Source organism: Microbulbifer rhizosphaerae (assembly GCF_014191725.1).
Taxonomy (GTDB): Bacteria; Pseudomonadota; Gammaproteobacteria; order Pseudomonadales; family Cellvibrionaceae; genus Microbulbifer; species Microbulbifer rhizosphaerae.
This window is the reverse complement of the sequence record NZ_JACHWZ010000033.1, coordinates 1-24,743: the sequence shown is the minus strand read 5'-3', so window position 1 is coordinate 24,743 and position 24,743 is coordinate 1. Positions and strand designations below refer to the sequence as shown.

At 58.7% G+C, this 24,743-nt stretch carries 17 protein-coding genes, 1 tRNA gene and 1 pseudogene; 9 read left to right on the top strand and 10 right to left on the bottom strand.

The window, feature by feature from the left end; all coding sequences use genetic code 11:
- Nucleotides 1–644, bottom strand: a pseudogene (locus FHS09_RS21395) (pectinesterase family protein); the annotation flags it as partial.
- Between the two features lie 358 nt (nucleotides 645–1,002).
- On the opposite strand from FHS09_RS21395, the gene FHS09_RS23465 reads away from it, so the two are divergent.
- The gene (locus FHS09_RS23465; protein ID WP_183463770.1) at nucleotides 1,003–1,242 is read left to right on the top strand and encodes a DUF1176 domain-containing protein; all 240 of its coding nucleotides are present in this window, start codon (nucleotides 1,003–1,005) and stop codon (nucleotides 1,240–1,242) included.
- A 208-nt stretch (nucleotides 1,243–1,450) separates the two neighbouring features.
- Here the strand turns inward: FHS09_RS23465 and FHS09_RS21385 are convergent, their stop codons facing one another.
- From FHS09_RS21385 to FHS09_RS21370, 4 genes are all read right to left on the bottom strand, one after another.
- Nucleotides 1,451–2,689 (bottom strand): pectinesterase family protein, encoded by a 1,239-nt coding sequence (locus tag FHS09_RS21385; protein WP_183463764.1) that lies wholly within the window; start codon nucleotides 2,687–2,689, stop codon nucleotides 1,451–1,453.
- A gap of 535 nt (nucleotides 2,690–3,224) precedes the next feature.
- Entirely contained in the window at nucleotides 3,225–6,275 is a 3,051-nt protein-coding gene (gene pelA / locus FHS09_RS21380; RefSeq protein WP_183463762.1) for a pectate lyase, read from the bottom strand.
- 710 nt (nucleotides 6,276–6,985) lie between these two features.
- The gene (locus FHS09_RS21375) at nucleotides 6,986–8,956 is read right to left on the bottom strand and encodes a pectate lyase family protein (RefSeq protein ID WP_183463760.1); all 1,971 of its coding nucleotides are present in this window, start codon (nucleotides 8,954–8,956) and stop codon (nucleotides 6,986–6,988) included.
- A gap of 351 nt (nucleotides 8,957–9,307) precedes the next feature.
- Complete coding sequence (locus tag FHS09_RS21370) at nucleotides 9,308–11,236, bottom strand: pectate lyase family protein (RefSeq protein ID WP_183463759.1); 1,929 nt, start codon at nucleotides 11,234–11,236, stop codon at nucleotides 9,308–9,310.
- A gap of 375 nt (nucleotides 11,237–11,611) precedes the next feature.
- Here FHS09_RS21370 and FHS09_RS21365 point away from each other — a divergent pair, with 375 nt between their 5' ends.
- Together FHS09_RS21365 and betB are read left to right on the top strand one after the other, a co-directional pair.
- Complete coding sequence (locus FHS09_RS21365) at nucleotides 11,612–12,151, top strand: Dps family protein (RefSeq protein ID WP_183463758.1); 540 nt, start codon at nucleotides 11,612–11,614, stop codon at nucleotides 12,149–12,151.
- A gap of 36 nt (nucleotides 12,152–12,187) precedes the next feature.
- Nucleotides 12,188–13,663 (top strand): betaine-aldehyde dehydrogenase, encoded by a 1,476-nt coding sequence (betB, locus tag FHS09_RS21360; protein WP_183463757.1) that lies wholly within the window; start codon nucleotides 12,188–12,190, stop codon nucleotides 13,661–13,663.
- 187 nt (nucleotides 13,664–13,850) lie between these two features.
- Here betB and betA read toward each other — a convergent pair whose 3' ends face one another.
- Together betA and betT are read right to left on the bottom strand one after the other, a co-directional pair.
- Complete coding sequence (betA, locus tag FHS09_RS21355) at nucleotides 13,851–15,548, bottom strand: choline dehydrogenase (RefSeq protein ID WP_183463756.1); 1,698 nt, start codon at nucleotides 15,546–15,548, stop codon at nucleotides 13,851–13,853.
- A 10-nt stretch (nucleotides 15,549–15,558) separates the two neighbouring features.
- Complete coding sequence (gene betT, locus FHS09_RS21350; protein WP_183463755.1) at nucleotides 15,559–17,625, bottom strand: choline BCCT transporter BetT; 2,067 nt, start codon at nucleotides 17,623–17,625, stop codon at nucleotides 15,559–15,561.
- A gap of 183 nt (nucleotides 17,626–17,808) precedes the next feature.
- On the opposite strand from betT, the gene FHS09_RS21345 reads away from it, so the two are divergent.
- The 5 genes from FHS09_RS21345 (at nucleotide 17,809) to FHS09_RS21325 (ending at nucleotide 21,454) form a co-directional block, all read left to right on the top strand.
- Nucleotides 17,809–18,714, top strand: coding sequence for a competence protein CoiA family protein (locus FHS09_RS21345; protein ID WP_183463754.1), 906 nt, complete (start codon nucleotides 17,809–17,811; stop codon nucleotides 18,712–18,714).
- Between the two features lie 229 nt (nucleotides 18,715–18,943).
- Complete coding sequence (locus FHS09_RS21340) at nucleotides 18,944–19,315, top strand: MbcA/ParS/Xre antitoxin family protein (RefSeq protein ID WP_221192181.1); 372 nt, start codon at nucleotides 18,944–18,946, stop codon at nucleotides 19,313–19,315.
- A gap of 16 nt (nucleotides 19,316–19,331) precedes the next feature.
- Nucleotides 19,332–19,979: an RES family NAD+ phosphorylase gene (locus FHS09_RS21335; RefSeq protein ID WP_183463752.1), complete on the top strand. Its 648-nt coding sequence runs from the start codon at nucleotides 19,332–19,334 to the stop codon at nucleotides 19,977–19,979.
- Nucleotides 19,980–20,406: 427 nt separating this feature from the next.
- On the top strand, nucleotides 20,407–20,868 hold the full coding sequence (locus FHS09_RS21330) for a mobile mystery protein A (protein ID WP_183463750.1): 462 nt from the start codon (nucleotides 20,407–20,409) through the stop codon (nucleotides 20,866–20,868).
- Nucleotides 20,861–21,454 carry a mobile mystery protein B gene (locus FHS09_RS21325; protein ID WP_221192180.1) on the top strand — a complete coding sequence of 198 codons (594 nt, stop codon included), beginning with the start codon at nucleotides 20,861–20,863 and terminating at the stop codon, nucleotides 21,452–21,454. The genes FHS09_RS21330 and FHS09_RS21325 overlap by 8 nt, the downstream gene beginning before the upstream one ends.
- Nucleotides 21,455–21,690: 236 nt before the next feature.
- Here the strand turns inward: FHS09_RS21325 and FHS09_RS21320 are convergent.
- The 3 genes from FHS09_RS21320 to FHS09_RS21310 form a co-directional block, all read right to left on the bottom strand.
- Nucleotides 21,691–21,767, bottom strand: a tRNA-Ile gene (locus tag FHS09_RS21320).
- 194 nt (nucleotides 21,768–21,961) lie between these two features.
- Complete coding sequence (groL, locus tag FHS09_RS21315; protein WP_183463748.1) at nucleotides 21,962–23,596, bottom strand: chaperonin GroEL; 1,635 nt, start codon at nucleotides 23,594–23,596, stop codon at nucleotides 21,962–21,964.
- A complete protein-coding gene (locus FHS09_RS21310; protein ID WP_425487784.1) occupies nucleotides 23,593–23,880 on the bottom strand; it encodes a co-chaperone GroES in 288 nt (95 codons plus the stop codon). Before FHS09_RS21310 ends, groL begins: the two co-directional genes overlap by 4 nt.
- Before the next feature lie 125 nt (nucleotides 23,881–24,005).
- On the opposite strand from FHS09_RS21310, the gene FHS09_RS21305 reads away from it, so the two are divergent.
- A complete protein-coding gene (locus FHS09_RS21305; RefSeq protein WP_183463746.1) occupies nucleotides 24,006–24,599 on the top strand; it encodes a hypothetical protein in 594 nt (197 codons plus the stop codon).
- The last annotated feature ends 144 nt before the right edge of the window (nucleotides 24,600–24,743 follow it).

The following is a 24,743-nucleotide window of genomic DNA, read 5'->3' as shown; positions in this document are numbered from 1 at the left end:
TTCAGGCCGCCGAAATACCACTCCAGCGGCCCCTGGTAACGGCCCATGGCGAAGAGGAACTTGTTGCCTGTGTTGCCATTGGCCCGCGGGCGTATGCGGTACTCTACGGAGTAATCCGCAGGCACACCTGAGAAAGCCGCCTCCTTGACCAGGATCAGTTCGCCCTCGTTCAGGTTGTCGCCGCGGGTGCGGGCGGTGAAGCGCAGGGATTTGCCGGCGTCGCCCTCGTCGAGAATGTCGAAAGTGCCCGGGTCGGGGAGACCGTAGCCGTCGATCACCGCGTCCCAGTTGCTGGCGAATTCGCCGTCCTCGAAGTCGTCGCAGAAATACAGGCTGCCGTCTTCCGGACAGGTGAAGGCGGTGGTGGTGGCGCCGCCGGAGCTGCTTGACGAGCTGCTGGAGCTGCTTGACGAGCTGCTGGAGCTGCTTGACGAGCTGCTGGAGCTGCTTGACGAGCTGCTGGAACTGCTCGACGAGCTGCTGGAACTGCTTGACGAGCTACTGGAACTGCTTGACGAACTGCTGGAGCTGCTTGAAGAGCTGCTCGAGGTACCGTCGGAGTCCGAACCGCCGCTGGAACCGCCGCCACAGGCGGCAAGCCATCCAGATAGGGCGACTAGCGTGAGCAGGGAAGGTGTTTTCATTAGGACTTGCTCCTCTCATTTATTCTTGTGAGCAATACTGCTGGCCGTACTGTGGTGTCGATTCGGCGCAAATTGCGCGAGTAGCATACCTCCGGAATTTTGGTAAGTCCACTTTGGATAGGCAGGGTAGGGATTTGAGGTAAGATGAAAAAATGCGCCAAACCTTCTGCCCGGATAGGACATTTGCGGCAATGTGCCCCCAAAGGGGGGGATCTGTTCCACGATTGAAGAGTTTGTTGAAATTGGGTCGGATCGTCAGTAAGGAGCCCGGTTCACGGCGAATGGGATTGGAAGTCAGCCACCGGGGTGCATCTACCCCCTCTGTGGCGGTGTGTGGTGCGCACTTTTTACCTACTGAATATTTGCCGGATATGGCAAACGCACGCGAACGAAAGTTCTGGTCAACGTCGAATTCAATCCGGAGAGCGGCGTGCTGACGAGCTTCAATAAGGCCCGCGGGATTGGCGATTGCGGTTCCATGGGCAAGTGGCTCTGGCGCACCGGTACATTTCAACTTGTCGAGTTTCGGGCCCGTAAATGCGGAAGCGAACCGGTGGCTCCATCCGAATGGCCTATCCTATACCGGGCTGAGGAATGAAAGCCTGCTGAATTCGCCCCCGATCCTAATCGTGCGCTTCTAAGCGTGACCGGATGAGCTGGTTGCTTCACCCGAAACGGGCGCCCCGCAAAGGAACGCCCGCATCCTGTGAGGGTGGAAGTGCGGTCGGAACCTCAGTCGCAGTTGCCCGGCTGTCGACCGTTTCCATCCAGGTGGTCGATATCGGTCAGGCCGGCACTGTAACCGATCACTTCGCCCCAGGCCCCAGTGCTGCGTTGAAAAAGCTTGAATTAGCGCTGCTAGTCCTGCGTTTTTTCGCCTTGCCCTGGAGCCTGACACCGGGCAGCAACGCCAACTGGGCCAGAGGTTCCCACGCGAGGCCATCGCCCTGGGGCAGATAGGTCTGGCCGGTGCCTTCCGGCTGGGCTGAGGGATTGTCGTTCCAGAAGTCGACGGTGCCGAAGATCTTGTCGAGGGTGTAGTGCTGGGCGTGATCGTCGGTCATGGCGTCGGCCCACTTCACGCGGCCCTCGGGCAGCCCCGTCACGGGGTCAATAGGCCGCAGGGTGCTTGCCAGGTCCATGGGGGCGAACTCCGAGTAACGCGTGTGCGGGTCGCGATCTGTGTCTGGGTCCACGGTGGGATCACCGGTGCCATTCCAAGGATCCCACGCATCGATGCGGATGTGTGAGTCCATCTTCGTGCGGATGAAAATCACACTTGGCATGGTGTCTTCGTCATACCAATGCCAGGGCCTTCCGAGAAAAACCGAGTTATCTCCAGCCGTCGTACCATCGTCGAGCTCGTTGCGGTCAGTGCCCGGGACCAATGTGCTGTCGAGAAAGATCAGGCCATTGGCCGTGGTCCGCTTGGTATTGGCCGCGGTGATGTAGCCGCGATTGGTGCTTTCGATGAGGCAATGATCAAAGACAGCCGTGGCATCGCCATAGATGAAGTCGGTGTCGCCGGTGATGAAGCAATCGGTGAAGTACTGCCGCGAATTGCCGTCAATAAGGATAGTGTCCTGATAGCCGAGGAACTGCACGTTGTCATAGATCGTTTTGTCCGCCCTGGATCGGACAGCTAAGGCCTGGGTCACATTTTGATCGGGTGTTGTGTTTTCGAAAGTGACATTGCGGGCCATAAAGGCGGTGGCGCTCGCCCGGATGCTCACCACCTCGCCTTGACCAGTAGCGTCCATCGTAGGGGTGCGCGTAAACGCAACCGTGACATCAGCGGGTGATGCGCCCTGGCCGACGAAGCTGACATAGGGCTTGCTGACGGTGAGAATCTCGTTGTAAGTGCCCGGCGCGATGAAGATGTTGGCACGGTCGGTGGCGGTCTGTCCCGCGACGGCATCGACCGCTGCCTGGATGGTGGTATAGGAGTCATCGGCGCCACTGGGGTCGACGAAGTAATCAATCGCACGAGCGGGGGAGGATAGCGCCACTGCGGACGCAAGCCCAATCGCGTAGATATTTCTCATAAAATCACCTGGTTATTATTTGGTTAGTGACGACTCCTCACGCATCGAATGGCAAGATGCAGATAACGACGAGAACGCATGAGGCATCTACCCCGCAGAATGCGCAGGGATGGCCACGTCTCCCTGAGCGGGGCCGGAAGCTGCAGGGCACGCGATCGCGTGGTTTGATTACAGCACAGGCCGGCATTGGTTACCAATATATGGAAATTGGCAAAACCAATAGTTGTGCGCGAGGTGGCGCTAGGCGGAAACTTCATCCTCAGTCTGGAGTTAGAATCTGGAAAATTGTTACCCAAATAGCCGACTACATTGCAAAAGGAGTGAGTAATTGAGGTGGCTCTATAAATTTCTGACGAGGGTGCGCCGTGCGTACCGTGGAGGATGGAGTTCGCGTCAGTTCTGTGATGGTGCGCATCTGGGACGGTGCGCACGCGGCGCACCCTACAGCTAGGAATAAAAAAGGCCGCTTATGAAAGCGGCCTCAGAATGGGTTTCCCCCGGTTCGGAATTTTCCGAGCCAGAGGCATTTTATTTATCAGTAACCTACGCTTTCGGCATAGGAGATTATTCTTTCCCCATAGCCTCCACCCCAGCTATAACCCTCGCGGCGCTCTTCCGATATTTCCATGATGTCGTAATACTTTCCGCCATCACGATCACTGAAGAAACCTTGGTTGGTATCGAGATCGTAAAAGCGATACCACATTCTATCACCAGGTGAGGAAATAATTTTCTCCGCGGTGGATTTATCGTAAGTGTAATCCTCCAGAATAGTATTTGGACTGCGATACCAGGCCAGAGCGGATTTCACCGCAGCTTCAATTTCCGGTGTTTGCGGTTGTGTCATCAAAAACGCGATAATTTCAACCGATTCACTGCCGCTGAGTGATTCAAGTTCGTATGCACGTGCAGCCTTTGGCAAATAATCCGTTGCCCCGTGTTGCGCACACCACACTGTTAATGCACCGTTTTGTCTCCACTGGGCACGCAGGGTGTATTCCACTCCTTTGTCAATTGCAGTCCTGAACTGTGCGCGGTCGCTGCTATTGAAAACGTCTGTGTCAAAAGGTGCTGAGCCTCTCTCCGCATGATATAAGGCAGTCAAAACGCGCGTCATGGCGTTATCGTTAAAGGTAACGTGGTCCGAGTACCCGCCCCGTAAAGGATAAAACTGCGGCCAGCCGCCTGTGGAATATTGCATCTCCAACAGGTAGTCCATGGCCCTTCTGGCGGAATCGCGGTAAGTGGTATTACCGGTGCGTTTATACATTTCCGCCATGTAGGTCATTTCCAGCGTGGTCGCGCCGTTATCAATGGTTGCGGGACCGCTGCCGCCACTGCCCATGCTGCTGTAGGATTGGTTCTTCGGCCAACCGCCATTGTCGTATTGATAAGAGAGAATGATGTCCGCCTGATTGGTGCTCAGGCTCCACTCGGTCAAATACCTGTTAAAGCGGTCATGTACCGGGTTGCCCTCCTGTGATAGCAAAGGGGCGCTGGCACTATCACCATTGCTATTGCTATAGCTCGGCACCCAGGAGTCAAAGATATTCTCCACTGTGTAGTTCGCTGCTTCCGAAAAGGACAACTGCCTGGACTGGGGCACGCGTTGCGAAGTATCCGCGCCGGGCCCGGTGTTTTCATATTCGGCAAAACGCGCAGTGTCGAGCGTATTGCTGCCCATGGGTCTCCAGCCTTCGGGCAAAATATGCGCACCCAGGTCTACTCCCAGATAGGTTGCTGAACCATAGGGGCGCCAGTTTCTGCCGAGTGCAACACTGCCGTTACTTACACTGGAAGAAGCGGTCACTTTCCCGCCAAGAAAGACAATACCATAAGGCTGTGTCTGTTCCGTACTGGGTGCAGTGATCGACGTACCGCCGCCTACACTGTGAATCTGGCAGTTATCAAAGACCGCCGCGGCACGGCCGAAAATATAATCGACAGTTCCCTCGACATAACAGTCCTTGAAGTACTGGGAGCCACTGTGCACATAGAGCGTATCCTGGTTGCCGAGAAAGCGGGCATTACGGAATTGCACACGATCCGACGTAATCCGTACGGCTACCGCCTGGATTCCCGGGCCATGGCTGTTTTCCATGGTGATATTTTCCACCGAAATATCGTCCGCGCTAATAGCAACACTCGTACTACCGAAAGTGCCGAGGGTGCCTCCGTTTCCGTCGGGTGTGTCCGAGGTATCGTTATAGGTCAGAACGGTTGAAGCGGTTTTCCCGGTTTCACCGCACAGGGTCAGGTTCGGCCGGTCGATAACGAGTTTTTCATAGTAGACGCCGGGCTTGATGCGAATGTGTGTCGGTTGGCTATTCGAGGATGAAACGCTGTTGATCGCAGCCTGTACCGTGCTGTACTGTCCGCTGCCGTCCTTAGCGACCGTTATAACCGGTACGCCTGTAACGTCATTACAATCAGCGGTGTCAGGTCCAGCGCCACAGGCTCCCGGGGTCAAGCTAGCGCCAACAGCAGCCAGGGAATCGATATTGGGCAATCCATCTGCGGTTTGCGCAACCAACCTGATGTTATTTTCACCTGCCTGCAAAGGAATAGTAACGCTTTCGGTAGTCCAGTTTGTCCATGCTCCACTGGAGTTAAAATTAACTGTGCCCACTACGGAACCGTTCACCTCGATATTTGCCGGGCGATTACTGGTCGAAGCATATCGAATATCGACCTGCACGCTTTGCGCGGAATCCGAATTAATGCTGTAGGTAACGCTCGCTCCGAGTTTGTTATCCGTATTGACAAATCCACTGCCGGTAAAACCGGCATGATTGCTATCTATTGAACCGTCCACCGAACAGAAACCACTGCTTTCCTGAAGGTTCAGCGTAGTTGTGGTGGAGATAACCGCGTCATCGCCATTGGAGTTGAAGGCGTTACCGCTGCTGTCAACAACTTTGATCCAGTAGTAGTAGGTACCGTCGGGGAGGTCGCGGTCGGTGTAGCTGTTTCCCGCAACATTGGCGACGATGCGGGTACGGCCTTGCGGGTTTGGATCGGTATCGCGGTAAACCGATTGGTACGAAACATCAATGTCGCTGACGTCCCAGTTCAGGGTGGCATCGGCACCGGAAACACTTACAGCGAGGTTTACGCTTCCGGTGGCGCCGGATGAGCTGCTTTCATAGGTTTCGAACTCGGCAACCGCTGGCGTGCCGTTACTGCTCAGGATTTCGAAATTCAGCTTGGTGAGGCTGGTACTGCTGAAGTTGATTGTGCCCGCACCCGCGCCGCTTGCGAGGACATCGCCGGTATTGTGGTTGACCATCTGCCATGAGCCGATATTGCCCTCGAAGCCTGCGGCTTCTCGAATCACTGCGCTGCCGACAGTGGTTGCCGAAGGCCACTTCACGGATACGCGACCGGTTGAACTGTCAGGTGTCCAGTAAGTGCCGGTGTCGCCGTCAATAACGTTACCGTAGCTGGTGCCGCTGAGCTTCGATGAGCCGTCAGCGCCGGCACCGATGGAAAGATTGTCGCCTGTTTGTGCTTGCAGGCTCGCAGACCCAAACAGGAGTAGCGTGAACCCTAAGCCATAAAAGACTTTTTTCCTTGATGTGATCATTTTTTTTAATCGCTCCATTCTAGTAGTAGTTAGTTTTTGTTTGAGCACTGGTACCAAAACGCTTGGAATAACAGTACTCAGGTACCAATTTGGCCCTGGCTGATCGCCCGCGCCAAGCGGTTAGGTTTCCCCGCCGGTAGAGCGGCCTGCGGAAGACGGAGAGGAAGGGGAGTTACTGTCATTGCCGGGCGCCAGCGGGTTCAGGAAAGCCGCCGCTCTCAGGAGTGATTTCATGATGGCAAATTTATTGTCGATTAATGGAAAGGCCGCGAGGGTTCTCTCGGCATCGCTGTACCGGGATGCTGGTTGCCAATATGAAAATTGGCAAAACCAATTGGGTTTGGAATGTTAGCGCTCGCAGAAGAAATTTGTAAAGCCGCTTACCGTGACGTCCAGCACAAAACGATCAATGCGTGACATCTGACAAAACGGCAGGGGCCGCGGGCGCCGCGAATACGTGGAGCGGCCCGCCCGAAAGGAGCACCCCTACGCCACCAGTGCTGCTCACGCTGTGGGTTTATTCCCCGCAGCAGTCCGAAAGGTAGGGCAGCGCTTGGAATAAGGGAGTGGACCTGTTGTGTGTGGGGTGCCTCGCACAACCGCGAGTTGAACCCGGCCAGGAACATTCTCGCGCTCGGGCATTAGCGTCTCGCGGGAGAAATCCCCTTCCTTTAGGAAGGGGAGGACGTCAATGGATGTCGGGGTTTGGATTAATTGCAGCTGCCCGGCTGCGGGCTGCTGCCAGTGACATCCAGGTGGTCGATATTGGCCAGCCCTGCGCTGCCGGTGGCCTGCAAACGCACTTGGTTAGAGCCTGCATTCAGCCCCACGTCCACAGTGCCGCTATCGGCGTAGCTGTCCCAGGCGCCGGTGCCCGGCATGCCGATACTGGCAACAACACCACCGTTGACCAGAATATCCGCCGGCCTGTCGCTACCGCCGTTGGCGAAGCGCCACTGCAGGGTGTAAACACCGGCCGCAGGTGCGGATACCGCCCAATTCACTCCGTTGCCGGACGCGTTGTCGGTATTGGCGTAGCCGCCGCCGGTATAACCCGCCCATTCACTTTCCACCGCGCCGTCTACGGAGCAGAAACCGCTGGCGTTTTCCTCCAGGGTGACGGTGGTGGGCGTTTCGCCGCTGGCGTTGTACACCTCAAATTCGGCAATCTGCGGCGCGCTGCCGGCCGTGTCGATCATCAGGTCGATCTTGCTCATGCTTACATCGCCGAGATTCACCTGCAGTGAGGAACCGATGCCTGTGCCGGAGGCAAGTTGCTCGCCGTTGTCGTGGTTCACCAGCCGCCAGTCTTGTACCGCGTCACCGATCTCGCGGATGATCACGGTGTTGAAATCGGTGGCGCTGCCCCATTTCACCGAGACGCGTTCACCGCTGGAGGAGGCGGGCTGCCAGTAGCTTTGCAGGTCGCCGTCGATCACATAGCCGTAGCTGCTGCCGCTGGCCTTGCTGCTGCCGTCGGCGCCGGCACCGATGGAGAGATTGGTGCCCAGTTCGACACCGGAACCACCGGAAGAACTGCTGCTGGAGGAGCTGGAACTGCTGGAGCTGCTGGACGAAGAGCTGCTGCTGGATGAACTCGATGAGCTGGATTGGCAATTGCCATCGGATTCCAGCAGGCCGGTGTTGGCGCCCGCTGTGGCCAGAACTATCTGCGGCACGCAACCGGCGTCGTCCAGGGTGTAGGGGTAGGGGATATCCATGGAAACTGTCGATACAGGGTCCGGACCTGCCGGATGGTTTTTGTCCCCCTCCTCCGTCCAGGTGACGTTGGAAAAGATATTTCCGCTTACATCCCAAAAGCCCATGTCGTTGGTATAGAAGGTTCCCAACACATCCTTGGAGTCTTCGAAATAATTGTTGTCCACCTTGATCTGGCCGCCGATGCGTGGATTCAGGCCGGAACTGTTGATACTGCGATAGTAGTTGTTGAACGCATGCGCGGTTGCATGGCGCAACAGCGGCACCCGCGAGTCCAGGTTCTCGTACAGGTTGTGGTGGTAGCTTACCGGTCCGTTGGTGTCGTCGCTATCGCTGGAACCGACCAGGCCGCCGCGGCCCGAATTGCGCAGGATACTGTAGGACAGGGTCACGTTCTGGGTGGTGGCTTTCATATCGAACAGCGCGTCGTACCCATCGCTCTCGCCACCGGAGGCTTCGAGCGTAAGGTGGTCCGCCCATACGTTGAATACATTGCTTTCCATACCAATGGCGTCGCCGCCATTGGAAATCGGTGAGCCGGATTTCTTCACATTGCGCACATGCAGGTTCTGCAGAATGATGTTGGATGCGCTGCGCAGGTGGATACCCAGCTCATCGAACAGGGCGCCGTTGCCGACGCCGACGAGTGTGACGTTGCTGACCTCTTTGAGTTCGATCTTGTCTGCGGCGGTATTGCAGCTGTCACCCGAGACTTGGCTGGTATTGCCGTGATTAATGGTGCCCTCGACCTGGATGATGATGGGCGTGTCGCTGGAGGCGCGATTGCACAATGCCGCGTGAATCTCGGTGCCGGTGGTCGCGTAGACGACTTCACCCCCTTCGCCGCCCGTAGTGCCTCCATTTAAAGTGGCATAGCCCACCGGCTGTGCCCAGCTGGCGACAGGCAGCAGGCCGGCCGCCATCAGGCCCAGAAGGGCTGGCGCTCTTGAGAATTTTTTCATGATACGGTCCTTTTTATTGTCAGTTATTGGTGACGAGCCGTGGGAACGGTCTCGGTCTCATCGCTGTACCGCTAGGAATTCGGCAGCCAATTTCAATAAATTGGCAAAACCAAATTCGGCGAAGAGGCTAGTCCTGTTCTGCATACCTGTAAAGCCTGTTGGCGCGAAATGGTACACGGGAAGGCGGAGACAGAGCGCAGTTCACATCGGGATAGCGGCTGTTGACAGGGCTTAGGGGTGTATTCGAAAAAAAAGGGCGCCCCGGGGGCGCCCAATAGATCCTGTGAGAGAGGATTTAATCTTGGCCGGTGCCATACCGGCGCCGACAGTTGGGATTGAAGTTCTTGCCGTTTACTGGCACGACACCTTGCCTAGCCCCAGCACGAATGCCTGGTCATTGGCCATCGGCGAGTTGAACGGCATCTCGCCATATTTGCCCGCGGTGGCGCTGACGTAGTCGGCCAGGTCCTGGCCGGCAGCGGTTTTCTGGGCGCTGATCACATCCCGTGAATCCTGGGAGTAGTCCGCGGAGAGATCGGCCACGGTGCCCCAGGCATTGGTGATTTCCCGGGAGCCGGAGGTGTCGAGGTTGCAGGCGCTGTCGGACAACCATACATAGGTACCCTCTGGGTGGAAGTTGCCTGTGTCGCCGTCGTAGTTTTCCCGTGCCAGTTCGGCCTGCAGCTTGTCCAGCGATACGCCGTGGCTTGAGTTCATCAGCAGGATGTTGTCCTCCCACAACAGGTGGGCGCCAACCCGGGTGCTGAATACATCCTTGCGGTAGTTCATAAATAGGTTGTTGAACATGTGCGAGGTGCCGCGGCGGATCAGCGGCACGCGGCGGGCGGTGCCGCTGAAGGCCGTGTATTTGTCGTCGCGGGTGACGAAGGCGTTGTGGTGCATGGTGGTGCGGATGTTCGCGTTTTCTGTGCGGCTGTCGCTGGAGCCGTGCAGGCTTGAGCGCCTGACGTCCATCACCCGGTTGAAGGACATGGTGATGTGGTGTGCGCCCCGCTTGACGTCGAAGGCCGAGTCGCCGGTGAGGTCAAAAGTATTCTTGTGAATCCAGATGTCCTGGGAGCCGCCGGTGGAACGGACCATATCCGGGTCCAGGCCGTGGTCCTCGGTGTGCCCGGCGCCGCGGAAATCCAGGTGGGTGAGGATCACATCGTTCGAGCCCACGCTGTCAGTGCCCACGGCGAAGCCGCTGAAGCGGAAGTAGGCGTTGGTAAGGCGTCCGTCGATGGTCTTGTTGGAACCGAGCACCGGGTTGCGGATGGGCAGGCTGCTGTTGTTCAGGCGGTTGTTGAAGAACTCGGTCAGGCAGGAGTCACCGGAGCCGTAGCCGTTGTCGGCACACCACTGGTGGTAGTCGACACACTGCGCCTCGGTACCAGCGATAGCGCTCTGCACTGAGGAATCGCCACAGAAGTTGCGGTACATGGCGATTTCGGTTTCGCTGGCGAAGTCGAATTTGTCGAACACGATCCAGTTGTGCTCGTCGCCGGTGATGGCGTCGAGGACCTGCTGCTCCACCGAGCGGCCCTGGGAATCGCTCTTGGTGATCACCGTCAGCAGACTGTTGCCGTTGGGGTCATAGCCGCCGAGCGCGTTCTCGCCGTAACCCACAGCGCGACCCAAGGTCTGCGACAGGCACTCGACAATTTCCTGGTCGGTATTCAGGGTCGCGGAGTCGCGCCAGTTGACGTTGGGGTCGGTGGCCAGGGTTTGGCACTCGGCGCTGATACCGGCCGAACTGCCGCCGGAAGAGGAGCTCGAACTGCTGCTGGAGCTGCTGGAGCTGCTGGAGCTGCTGGAGGACGAACTGCCTTCGCTCAGGTTATAGACTTCGAGCTCGGCGATCTGTGGCGCGCTGCTGGCGCTGTCGATCATCAGGTCGATTTTGCTCATGTTCACGGTGCCGAGGGAAACCTGCCGCTCCGAGCCAATGCCGCTGCCGGAGGCCAGTTGGTCGCCGGTGTCGTGGTTCACAAGCCGCCAGTTCTGCGCCGCGCTGCCGATTTCGCGCAGGATCACTGTATTGAAGGTTGTGCTGCTGCCCCATTTCACCGAAACGCGCTCGCCGCTGCTGGAGGCGGGCTGCCAGTAGCTGGCCAGGTCGCCGTCGCGCACATTGCCGTAGCTGGAGCCGCTGGCTTTACTGCTGCCATCGGACCTGGCGCCTATGGCGAGATTGGTCTGCGCCAAAAGGTTGGTAGACAGAAGTAATCCGCCCAGCAATGCGCCGAGCATTACGGACTTTTTCGTGTTGTTGTTCATCTAGCAGTGTTCCGATTTTATTTTGGAAGGCCAGAAGCGTCCGGCAGTTGGCCGCGGCTGGGGAAGCCCGGCTGGGCGTGGCTGGCCGCCGATCATCGCGAACTGTTGCTTCAGATTTTGGCCTGCCCGGTCCCGTAATTGGCAATACCAAAATCATGAAAAGGTTAGTCAGGTGGTGAATTTTTGTAAAGCCTGTTACTGGAAGGAATATGCAAATTGGCAGGAAAGCTGGGAGAGTTGCGCGCTGGTGCACGGTAACAGGTTGATTTTTACGCCAATGGCGCAAACGGAGTCTGGCGTCTAGTCTTCGTAGAGTGGCGTGTTTTTTCGCCCGCTACTTTCCCGATTATTTAAAGGTTTCGAGAGAGGTTGACCATGACCAAGGCCGCCAAGAGAGAAGTGCACCGGAAAGAGCCCCCGCAGCTCAAAACCCCCACCGCCCTGGGCGAGAGCGCAAGGGAGGATATCACCGCGGCAGTGAATGCCCTGCTCGCCGACAGCTTCGCCCTCTATATGAAGACGAAGAATTTCCACTGGCATGTAAGTGGTCCCCATTTCCGGGATTATCACTTGCTGTTCGATGAGCAGGCGGGGGAGATTCTGGAGACGACCGACGAACTGGCCGAGCGGGTGCGCAAGCTCGGCGGCACCACCCTGCGCTCTATTGGCCATATCGCCAAGCTGCAGCGGTCCTCGGACAATGACGCGGACTTTGTCGATCCGCAGGACATGCTGGCGGAGCTGCGCGAAGACAACCTGGAGTTGGCCGAGCGCCTGCGCGAGACGCACGAATTGTGCGACGAGCACCGGGATCTGGGCACCAACAATCTGCTGGAAGAACTGATCGACCAAGCCGAAGAGCGCGCCTGGTTCCTGTTCGAAGCCAGTCGCGAGGGCCCTGTAATCCGACACTGACGGGCGTGGCGGCTGCGATACCAATAAGGGACTAGTATGAGACACCACACTGATCAGCGAGATGACCTTCTGCTCTGGATCGGCGGCCGCTATACCTCCGCCAGCGACGGGAACTTCTTCGATACCCTGAACCCCGCCACCGGCGAGGTGATCTGCCGGGTCGCCGAGGCCAGCGCCGAGGATGTGGACCTGGCGGTGGAAGCCGCGGCGCGGGCGCAGCCCGAATGGGCCGCAATGGGCGGCGCCGCGCGGGGCCGAATACTGGCGCGGGCCGCGCAGTTGCTGCGCGATCACTGTGACGAACTGGCGCGGCTGGAATCCCTGGACGGGGGCAAGCCGCTGGTGGAGACCCCGGAAGCGGATGTAGGCTCCGCCGCGAACTGCCTGGAATTCTTCGCCGGTCAGGCATCCTCCTTCGCGGGGAAATACCAGCCGGTGCCCGGCGGTTTTTTCTATACCCGCCCGGAGCCCCTGGGTATCTGCGCCGGCATCGGCGCCTGGAACTACCCGCTGCAGATCGCGGCCTGGAAGTCCGCGCCGGCCCTGGCGGCGGGCAATGCGATGATTTTCAAGCCGGCGGAACTGACCCCGCTGTCCGCATTGCGCCTGGCGGAGCTGTTCCACGAGGCGGGCCTGCCGGACGGGATCTTCAATGTGGTACAGGGGTTCGCAGAGACCGGCCGCGCGCTCACCCGTCACCCGCGCATCGCCAAGGTCTCTCTTACCGGAGAGGTGGGCACCGGCAAGGCGGTGATGCGCGACGCCGCCGAGGGCCTGAAGGCGGTGACGCTGGAGCTGGGAGGCAAGTCGCCGCTGATCGTGTTCGAGGACGCCGACCTGGACAACGCCGTGGGCGCGGCGATGCTGGGTAACTTCTACACCCAGGGGCAGATCTGCACCAACAGCACGCGGGTATTTGTGCACGAGTCGGTCAAGGATGCCTTCGCGGAAAAACTGCTGGCGCGCACTGCAAAGCTCAAGGTGGGCGATCCCCTGGACCTGGATACCGACGTGGGACCGCTGATCAGCGCCGAGCATATGCAGAGTGTCCTGAATTACATCGACAAGGGGCGTCAGGAGGGCGGAAAACTGCTGCTCGGTGGGGGCAGGGTCCGGGTGCCGGGCTTCGAAGAGGGGAATTTTGTCGAGCCCGCCATCTTCGACAGCCTCGATGACAATATGACCATCGTGCGCGAGGAGATCTTCGGGCCGGTACTGTCGCTGCTCAGCTTCCGCAACGAGGATGAGGTGCTCGCGCGGGCCAATGACACCGCATTCGGCCTCGCCGGCGGTGTGTTTACCCGCGATATTCAGCGCGCCCACCGGGTGGCGGACAACCTGGACGCGGGGATCGTGTGGATCAACCACTACAACTTGACCCCGGTGGAAATGCCCTTCGGTGGATTCAAGCAGTCCGGTATCGGCAAGGAGAACAGCCGCCGGGCCTTTGAGCACTATACGCGGCTGAAAACCGTATATGTCGCCCAGGGGGATGTGGAGGCGCCCTATTAATGCGGAATTTGGAATGAGAAATGCGGAATGAACGGGTTCGCGGATGTCCCGGGAACGGGGAACTCCAGCTCCGCAAGCGGGCCGGAGGCCCGCCTGGATAAAGGCCCGGTCTTCGCCGGTATTCCGATCGCGGCCAGCGGCGGATGGCCGCCCCGCCACTCCTACAAAACTTCCAGAATTAATTAATTTACTCCGGCGGCCGATCCGGTTTCCCTTCTCTCTGGGTATTTTCCCAACCCTTCGCTACATAGCTCTCCGCGGAAGAAGGCTCCAGTAACTTTTTCCCCAGAATATGATCCGCCGCTTTCTCCGCGATCATAATCGTCGGCGCATTGATATTGCCGTTGGTCAGCGTGGGCATGATGGAGGAATCCACCACGCGCAGGTTTTCCACCCCGCGCACCCGGCACTCCGGGTCCACCACTGCCATGTCGTCGGTGCCCATGCGGCAGCTACCGGCTGGGTGGTAGGCGGTTTCGCAGCTCTCCGCCAGCCAGTTGTCAATTTCGTCGTCGCTCTGCACCTCCGGCCCGGGGGATATTTCGCGGCCGCGGTAGGGGTCCATGGCCTTTTGCGCGAAAATCTCGCGGGTGAAATGCAGGCCGGCCCGAAAGGCCCGCTTGTCCTCTTCGTGGGCAAAATAATTGAACACCATCTCCGGTGGTTCCTCCGGACTGGTGGATTTCAGTTTTACCCAGCCGCGGCTCAGGGGCTTGTTCGCCCCCAGGTGCACCTGGAAGCCGTGCCCCTTGACCGCACTGGAGCCATCGTAGGCGATGGCGCCGGCGAGAAAGTGATATTGGATATCCGGGTACCTGAGACCCGCGCGGCTGCGGATATAGCCGTTGGACTCGAAGTGATTGGAAGTGCCGAGGCCGCGCTTGAAGAACAGCCAGTTGGCGCCGATCCAGGCCTTGGCCAGTGGATTCAGCCAGCCGTTCAAGGTGATTTTCTGCGTGCACTCCTGCTGCACCCAGCACTCCAGGTGATCCTGCAGGTTCTGGCCTACCCCGGGGAGGTCCTGTACCACCTCGATGCTGTGCTCCTTTAAATGCTCCGCCGGGCCTATGCCGGACAGCATCAGCAGTTTGGGGGAGTTGAATGAGCTGGCGGAGAGGATGACTTCTTTTTCCGCCTTTGCTCGAAAAGTTTTACTGCCCTGGCGGTATTCCACGCCCAGGGCTTTTTTCCCTTGCATGATCACCCGGGTGGTGAGCGCGTGCATTTTCAGTTCGAGATTTTTGCGCGGGTACGCCGGCTTTAAATACGCCAGCGCGGTGGAGCAGCGCACGCCGTTGCGCACGGTCATATCCATGCGCCCGAAGCCCTCCTGGCGGTAGCCGTTGTAGTCCTCGGTGAAACCGTAACCCGCCTGTCTGCCCGCTTCGATAAAGGCGCGATACAGCGGGTTTTTCATATTGTTGCCGTTGCAGACGGTCATCGGCCCTTCCACGCCGCGGTATTCGTCGGCGCCGTAGACACAGTCCTCGGCGCGTTTGAAATAGGGCAGCACGTCCGCATATCCCCAGCCAGCCGCGCCTTGTTCCACCCACTCCTCGAAATCCCCCGCGCAGCCGCGCACATACACCATGCCATTGATGGAAGAGGAGCCGCCGATCACTTTGCCGCGGGCTTGGTGAATGCGCCGTCCGTGCAGGCCTGGCTCCGGTTCCGAATGAAAACCCCAGTCGAAGCGCGGCATATTCAGCGGAATGGAAAATGCCGTGGGCATTTGGATATAGATGGAATTGTCCTTGCCGCCGAACTCCAGCAGCAGCACCGTATTTTTGCCGTCTTCACTGAGGCGGTTGGCGAGCACCGCACCGGCGGAACCGGCGCCGACGATTACGTAGTCGAATGCGTGGTCGAAACGGATTGCGTTCATTACCGGTTTCCTATGTCGGGCCGGGTTGGCCCTCTTCCCCCGGCGTGCGGGCGGCTCGCTCGCGGCGCGTATACAGGTACTGCAGGTGGGCTTCGAAGTGGTCGATGATATCGCCGATGACCTGGTCGCTGGTGTAGCCCATCAGGTCGTAGGTGAGGCCGCCCTCGCGCAGGTGTGGCTCCAGGCGGTAATAGCTGGAGCGCGGTTTTTCCGCGAGCAGCGTAAAGGCGGGCATGGAGCATTGCCGCGGCCAAACCTGGTAGGTGAAATCCACTTCCTCTCCCAGGTCCACGTCCAGTTTCAGGTGCAGATCCTCACCGGTTCCACCGCTGATCCGTACGGGATAACCCTTTTCGGTGAGCTCCTCCTTCACCGCTTCGAAAGCCGGCTGCACTTCGCGCTGGATATACTGCTCCACCTGCTTCAGGGAGGGGAAGCTTATCGCCCGCGACAGCCGCTGGGCCCAGTTGCTGGGGCCTTCCCGGGAGATGGTGCGGCCCGATAGATGGCCGGACAGGGCCTCCTGCATGCTGGCGGATTTCAGCTCCTCCAGACTCAGCGCCCTGTACAGGCTGAGCATGATCAGGATCAGCACAATGGCGAATGGCAGGCCCATGATCACCACCGCGCTCTGCAGCGCTACCAGCCCGTCGGCCATCAGCAGAGCCACGGTCACTATGCCGATGATCGCTGCCCAGACGATGCGCATCCACGGCGGCGCATCGTGGTTCGGGTCCTTGAGGCGGCTGGTGAGGTTGGACAGTACCAGAGAACCGGAATCCCCGGAGGTGACGAAAAATACAATGGACAGGATGGTGACCGAGATAGTGGTAAACAGCACCCAGGGCAACTGTTCCAGGAAAAGATAGATCGCCGAGCCCGGGCGAGCTATCGCCTGCTCGCCAAACGCGGTGGCGCCGCCCATCACCATGTCGATTGCCGAGTTGCCCATGATCGCCATCCACGCGGCCATAAAAGTAAACGGCAGTATCAGGGTGCCGGCGACAAAGGCACGGATGGTGCGACCGCGGGATATCCGCGCAAGGAAGAGCCCCACAAAGGGCCCCCAAGCGATCCACCAGGCCCAGAAGAACACCGTCCAGGCGTTCAACCAGTCGGTGGGCGGATCGAAGGCGTAGGTGTTGAAGGAGAGCTGCACGAAATGCTGCAGGTAGTCGCCCAGGTTGGTAACAAAGGCGTCGAGGAGGAAGCGGGTCTTGCCGCTGACCAGCACGAACAGCATCAGCAGCACCGCCAGCAGCATATTGAACTCCGACAGGCGGCGGATACCCCGCTCCACCCCGGTGGCGGCGGAAATGGCGGAAAACAGCACAATCATTACCGCCAGCGCCGCCTGGGTGGCGGTGCCTTCCGGGATGCCGAACATGTAATTGAGGCCGAAGTTGAGCTGGATAATGCCGATGCCCAGGCTGGTGGCCACCCCGAACACCGTGCCCAGCACCGCGGCGATATCCACCGCATTGCCCACCGGTCCGTAGATGCGCTTGCCGAACAGCGGATAGAGTGCGGAGCGGATGGTGAGCGGCAGCCCGTGGCGGTAGCTGAAGAAGGCCAGTGCCATACCCACCAGGGTGTAGACCCCCCAACCGGACAGCCCCCAGTGCAAGAAGGTCAGCTCCATCGCGTGGCGCGCCGCTTCCACGCTACCACCCTCCATATCCGGGGGCGTCAGGAATTGGGTCACCGGCTCCACGATGCAGTAGAAGATGAGATCAATGCCGATACCGGCGGCGAACAGCATCGCCGCCCAGGTGACCACATTGAACTCCGGCTCCGCGTGGTCCGGCCCCAGCTTGATATCGCCGAACTTGGACACCGCCACCGCGATCACGAACACCAGGTAGGCCACTACCGCGAGAAAATAGAACCAGCCGAAGCTGCTGGAAATCCACGACAGCACCAGGCCGATCACCTCGTTGGCCTGCTCGATAAAGAGCATGACCCAGAGGGAGAAGAGCACTATGCCGACCACCGAGCCGTAAAACACCAGCGGCTTGATATGGGCTTCTTCTTCTGTGGCTTTGGACGTCTCTGGTGAGGACTTTTCGGCGTGCATTGGCGCATTCCTTTGCCGTGATCCGTTGATGGACGCTCGCTTTTGCGGGTTACCGCATAGGATAGACGACTGGTAAGCGAGTCACGCTTCGCCCCTTCGAGGCGGCCGACATCATCCGCGAGACTTGGCACCTTCGCAGTGATTCTGGCAATCTCGTCAGGTCTTCTCGCATGGGGCTGAAGCATGTCAGAGGTCCTGATTCCCTTCGCCATCCACCGCGATAACCACATGGTGGAGGTCTTCGATGTTCCCCGTGGTCGGGACTGTAACTGCCGGTGCCCGTCATGCGGGCAAGGTGTGATTGCGCGTCACGGACAAAAGACCGTCTGGCATTTCGCACACGACCCCAAGGCTGATGACAAACCGTATCAGGCCTGCGAACTCTCGTTCTTCAGTTGTTGCAGGTTGTACTTGATTGAGCGGGCCCTCGCCGGCGAGCTAAGCCGCCTCTCTCTACCCGAGCTGGTGGTGGCCGAACGCATCGGCAAATACCGCCCGATACTGAAGAAAGGCCGGGTTAACCGGGCTCAGAAACTGGAGATTTCCGAGTATCGAACCGATGGCCCCTTCGATCTGCAGGCCAGACTCGGTAACCACACACTGGCTATATACATTGACTACCCTGGCCGCCTACCGCCGGATCTCCCGGAAGATGAGTTCACCGGGGTCCTTGCTGTCGATATAACCCAATTGGAATCCCGGTATCGTCGAGATCCCGAGCGCCAGAAGCGTATACTTCCGGTCCTTCAATCCCTTTTCAGCGACTCACCGGATTGGCCCGAGAGTATTTACTGGCTGTACCATCCCCGTACCGAGGCAGTGCGTGCGAAACTGCGCAATGCCCTCTTGAAAGAGTATGACCCCGCAAAAGATCAACCTTGTTTCACATCCCAGTCCCGGCGTCGAGTTCCAGCGTTCAATCCTGCCCCTCCCAAGTCACCGCAGCCAGTGCAGATTCGTGAAAGTGGTCCATCTGGCGTTTTTCGTTGTCTGAAGTGCCAAAACAAATGGAAGGGGCGCAAGTTTCTCCACGCCACATGCGATTCCTGCCGGACTCACCTGTACAGCCAGTTTCACGAGCATCAATAAGCAATCAGGGCCGCTTAGCCTTGGCTATGGAATTTCCTTGTTCACAGGCTGCGTGGGGCTTCGCTGTTCAGTAGGGTTGGGTTGTGGCGGTGGCACACACTGACCGATCAGTCCAAGCTTGAGTTGTTCATGTTTGAACAAATATCTATAATCTGTATAGATATGAACGTCCGAGGTGGATGCTATGTCTCTTTCGCAACCTGCCCCTCAGAAGATATCTACAGCTGCCATGGCCGCTGCCGGCCTGCAGTTCTTTTTCAATGTCACCGGCCCGGAGCACTGGAAACTGTCCCAGGAGGAGCAGTGCCAGCTGCTTGGCATCAGCTCCCGGACCACGCTCCATGCCTGGAAAAAGAAGGTGGAGAGCGATGCCCCCGTGCAGCTCAGCCATGACACCCTGGAGCGGCTCAGTCTCCTGATGGGGATTCGCAAGGGGGTGGAGATCCTGGAGGAGCGCCGCGACTGGGACGAGTATATGCGCCGGCCCAATCGGGCTTTTGGAGGTCAGTCCGCCCTGCAGCGCATGCTCGCGGGCAATGTCTCCGATTTGTTGGACGTGCGCCGGTACCTGGACAGCTGGAGAGGCGCGCATTTTGGCTAAGCAGGACTATTCTCGCATGGATGCGCCCACCTACCGCATTATCCCCAGTTGGTATCCCCCGATTCAGCTTTTCGAGTCCCTAGTGGACCCGGAGCGCCTGGATGCGGCCTATGCCCTGGAATCCATGACGAATGACCGATTGCGAGACGAGGTTGGTGAAATCGCTTTGGTTCCTCCCGAGGACCGGGTTGTAGGCCCCGGCACTTCCCCTATCATGGCGGCCTTCACCCATATCGGGGTGGCATCGCGATTCACTGACGGGAGTTTTGGGGTCTACTATGCCGGACTGAGCTTCGAGACTGCAGTAGCCGAGAGTATGCACAGCCAGCGCCGGCGAATGGAGGATACAGAGGAGCCTCCGCGACAGCTCACCATGCGTTGTTTCCGCTGTGCGGTGACTGCAGACTTGGTTGACGCGAGAGGGATTGCCGACCTGCACACGCCGGATTCGTGGACCGCAGGCCAGGCGTTCGGCCGCGACTGCAGGGAGCGTTCGGAATTCGGAATTCACTACCGGTCAGTCCGCTACGATGGAGGTGAGAGTGTCGCAATACTCCGCCCGCCGGCTCTCATCCCTCCAGCCGTCCAGACGCGACATTTGGCCTATCACTGGGATGGAAAGAGATTCACGGGCTTCAGTTATATGCAGGAAGGTCAGTTGTAACTTCAGCAGATAGTGTTCTTGGGACCCGCGGGCATCGGCAAACAGCAGCTTCTCTACTACCCGCTCGCCTTTGCCCCCCCCCCAACCGCTGCAGGAGCTGCGCAACCGGCCGCTGGCGTTGCTGCGCTGCCCGGATGGCGCCGGCGGGCGCTGCTCTACCAGAAGCACTGCCTCTATGAGGGCTGCTGTGCGCGTACGTGGAGGTGGGGAAAGCAGTCTGAACATAAAATGACCAATCCAGATAACTTGCTGAAAAATAAAGATATATTTGTTCTTTTGGGGTGGGGAAATATCTTTTGGCGGGTTTGGTTTGCGTGGAAGATGGGGACTTTGCTGTAGAAGAAAATATAACATATATACACTATTTTTCCTTCAAATCTATTCTATATATGCTATGGTTTGGGTTTTTATCTAGTTGGTATATGTTATGTCCTGGGATAAAGAGCTGAATCTGCAACACATGGACGAAACCGTTGCTGCAGTCAAAAGAGCAAAGATCGCACGTCCGGCGACGGGTTGGTTGAAGGCCATCCGCTGCGCCCTTGGGATGAGCACGCGCTCCCTGGGAGAGCGGATCGGCCTGTCTCAGGCGCGGGTGAGTGGCATCGAGAAGGGGGAGATTAACGGAGTCCTGACTCTTAACACCCTGGAAAAGGTGGCTCAGGGATTGGGCTGCCGGGTCGTATACGCGCTGGTGCCAGAGTCGGAGTCTCTGCAGGCTATGCGTGAAGACCAGGCTATGAAGAAGGCGCGAGCTTTGAATCGGTATGCTGAACGCCACATGGAATTGGAAGATCAAGGGACCGAGGCCAGCTTCCGGGAAGATGCCACCCGAAAGCTTGCCGAGGAGTACCTTAGGACTTGGCCGAGGGATTTCTGGGATGATTAACGATGGCCTCCCGGTTGGGGCCACACCGCTCACGCCTGACGACTCGAAAGGCCTGATCCCATCGGGTATCTCAACTCGCGGCCAGCTCGACCAGTTTGAATCCCGGAATATCCAGCAGGCGTTGTCGTGGGCGTTTCGCGGCAATCGGGCGCCGGACAAGATATTGACCCTGGATTTCTGTCAGTCGCTACACAAGCGGATGTTTGATAAGACCTGGCAATGGGCTGGCCTGTTTCGTCGGTACGAAGTGAACATTGGCAATACACCCCCGCTGCAGGTTTCTATGAGCCTGCGCAACCTGTGTGACGATGCCAAGGTGTGGGTAGAGTGTGACACTTACCCGCGAGAGGAGCTTTGCGTTCGATTCCACCACCGTATGGTATGGATTCACCCCTACCCCAATGGCAATGGTCGCCATTCCCGGATCATGGCTGACATTCTGGCGAAAGCGCTGGGCTTGCCCATGTTCACCTGGGGGAGCGCCAATTTAATGTGGCCGGGTAAAAGCCGGATTGATTACATTGCCGGGCTGCAGGCCGCGGATGCGGGGGATTACGGCCCACTGATGGCGTTTGCGCAATCCTGAAAATTCTATGGGTTAGCGAGGAACCCCACCAGTCAGGTGGAAGGTGCCCGTCTGCGTTGGCTATGCGGCCAATGTGGACGGGCTTCGGTCCCAATAACAGGGGGGAAGGCAAATACCTGGCCCTGCGGGAAGGGGGGACATTTGGGATACCCTATGCGACCAATGTTTGGCCAAAGCGGACAAACTTAGGTCTCAATACACACACACTTTCTTTTTGCTTTGGATTTGGGTGATGGTGGTGGGCCCTCCGGGACTTGAACCCAGGACCTGCCGATTATGAGTCGGATGCTCTAACCAACTGAGCTAAGGGCCCCCACGACGCCCGCGGCGAGACGCGCGAGCGGGTTGGCAAATTACTCGATTTTTCCTTGTGGATCAATGCCTTTCGGCACCGCGGCGGCGCCGGGACCCGCCTAAGCGGCAGGCGCCATTGCGCCGGGCTGGATCGCGGGTGTCGGCAGGGGGCTTGAAGCAGGGCAGGGGCTTGCCGGCCCCTGCCGCAGGCGGTTACTCGAAGTCGTGTGCGTGAGGGTGGGTGTCCCGGCCCTTTTCTTCGCTGGGCCTGTCGGCCACCATCACTTCCGTCGTGAGCATCAGGCCCGCAATTGACGCGGCGTTCTGCAGTGCGGAGCGGGTGACTTTGGTGGGGTCGATAATGCCCAGCTCGAGCATATCGCCGTATTCACCGGTCTGGGCGTTATAGCCGTAGGCGTTGCTCTCTCCGGTGCGGACCTTTTCCAGTATCACGCTGCCCTCGACGCCGGCGTTGGCGACTATCTGGCGGAAGGGTTCCTCCATCGCGCGCAGGGCGATGTTGATACCCAGTTGCTGGTCGTCATTGGCGCCCTTCAGGCCGGATTTGCGCAGTTGGTCCGCGGCGCGCACCAGGCTGATGCCGCCACCGGGCACTATGCCCTCTTCCACGGCGGCGCGGGTCGCGTGCAGGGCGTCATCCACCAGGTCCTTTTTCTCCTTCATTTCAGTCTCGGTTGCCGCGCCCACCTTGATCACGGCGACACCGCCGGCGAGCTTGGCGACGCGCTCCTGCAACTTCTCGCGGTCGTAGTCCGAGGTCGACCCCTCGATCTCGGCACGGATCTGGGTCACGCGCGCGTCTATGTCGGTCTTCTTGCCGGCACCGTCGACGATTGTGGTGTTCTCCTTGTTGATCACTACGCGCTTGGCACCGCCCAACTGCTCCAGCTCGACTTTCTCCAGGGTCAGGCCGACCTCTTCGGAAATCAGGGTGCCGCCGGTGAGAGTGGCGATATCCTGCAGCATGGCCTTGCGGCGATCGCCGAAGCCGGGCGCCTTGACCGCGGCGGCTTTGAGTATGCCGCGCAGGTTGTTGACCACCAGTGTTGCCAGCGCTTCGCCCTCGATATCCTCGGCGATGAGCAGCAGCGGGCGCCCGGCCTTGGCCACCGCCTCGAGCAGCGACAACAGGTCGCGGATATTGCTGATCTTTTTGTCGAACAGCAGGATATAGGGGTTTTCCAACTCGACCTGCATCTTGTCCTGGTTGGTGATGAAGTAGGGCGACAGGTAGCCGCGATCGAACTGCATACCCTCGACCACTTCCAGTTCGTTTTGCAGCGACTTGCCTTCTTCGACGGTGATAACCCCGTCGCGACGCACTTTCTCCATCGCCTCGGCGAGAATCTCCCCTATGTCGGTGTTCCAGTTGGCGGATACCGTCGCCACTTGGCCGATGGACTTACTGTCGTCGCAGGGCTTGGACAGCTCGGTCAGCTGTTCGGTGGCGGCCCTGACGGCGGCGTCGATACCGCGCTTGAGGTCCATCGGATTCATGCCCGCGGCGATGGTCTTGTGGCCTTCGCGAACCAGGGCCTGCGCCAGCACTGTCGCGGTGGTGGTGCCGTCGCCGGCCACGTCGGCGGTCTTGGATGCAACCTCCTTCACCATTTGCGCACCCATATTTTCGAACTTGTCTTTCAGCTCGATTTCCTTGGCGACGGATACGCCGTCTTTGGTGACCCGTGGTGCGCTGAAGCTTTTATCGAGTACGACATTGCGGCCCTTGGGACCGAGTGTGGTCTTTACCGCGTTAGCCAGAATGTTTACGCCGGACAACATGCGCTCGCGGGCATCGTCGGAAAATTTTACGGTCTTCGCACTCATGCTGCTTGCTCCTGTACGCTGGTTTGGTCAAGTACCGCCAAAATGTCGGGCTCCTTGATGATCAGGTAGGTCTCGCCGTCGATCTTGACTTCCGGGCCTGAGTACTGGCCAAACAAAATGCGATCGCCGGCTTTTACCGCCAGCGGGCGCAGTTCTCCATTGTTCAGCAGGGTTCCTTCGCCCACCGCGTAAACCTCACCCTCCGTGGATTTCTCGGCGGACTTGTCTGGAATAACAATGCCGCCTTTGGTGATGGTTTCTGCAGGAAGACGTTTGACAACCACCCGGTGGATAATTTTTATAAATTTTTCTTATTAAAAGTGACCCAATGAAAATGGAAATTTTCTAAGCCTGGTTTATAGTTTTTGAAAGGCTTCTAGCGAGCCTGAAGAGCCCGAGGAGGTCCCAGATGTCCCTGGTGCAGCAACAAAAATTTGCAATGACCCTGGCCGACTACTTTCGCGAGCGACTGGAGGAGTGCGGACAGCAGCTGACGCCCCCACCGCACGAGGATACCCTCTGGTATATGGCCACTATGCTCGCCCGATTCGGCGACAGCGACCAGCTCTTCAGCTACGACCGGGGCGAGGTGAGTATCCGTCCCCTGGCCATGCTCTACAAGGACGCCTGTGAGGCCGGCGATCCCAGGGAGCGCTGCCTGATCCTGCGGCAGCTGGGTGACCTGGCGTTGTTTCTCGGGGCGCTGTTTCCGGAGAGTTTCGCCCGCCGCGGCATCCTCAAGGATTACTTTATCGGCATGGGGGGCGGAGCCTATGACTATCTCTCTGAAAATTCGCGGCAAAACCGCCATATCTTTTCCGAACTCGCGGCGATGTTTGCGCGTATGCTGGAACTCGTCGCACAGGTATGCGCCCGACAGAAGCTGTTCGACGCCGCCGATGTTCTGAACCTCTACCAGCGCTGGCGTCAGAGCCGGGACCCGCGACTCGCCGGCCAACTGTTGGCCCTGGGAATCAGTCTGCCCGAGTCGGACCTGCACTAGTGTGGTGTAAGGTACTAAATGCGGATATCAGCGGGCCGCTAAGCGGCCGGATGCAAGGCGCATTTGCGCTGGCGTAGTTGTTCTACGTCAAGCAAATGCAACGCCGCAGATGGCTGCTTAGCGGCCCGCCCGAAGGGAGCCCCC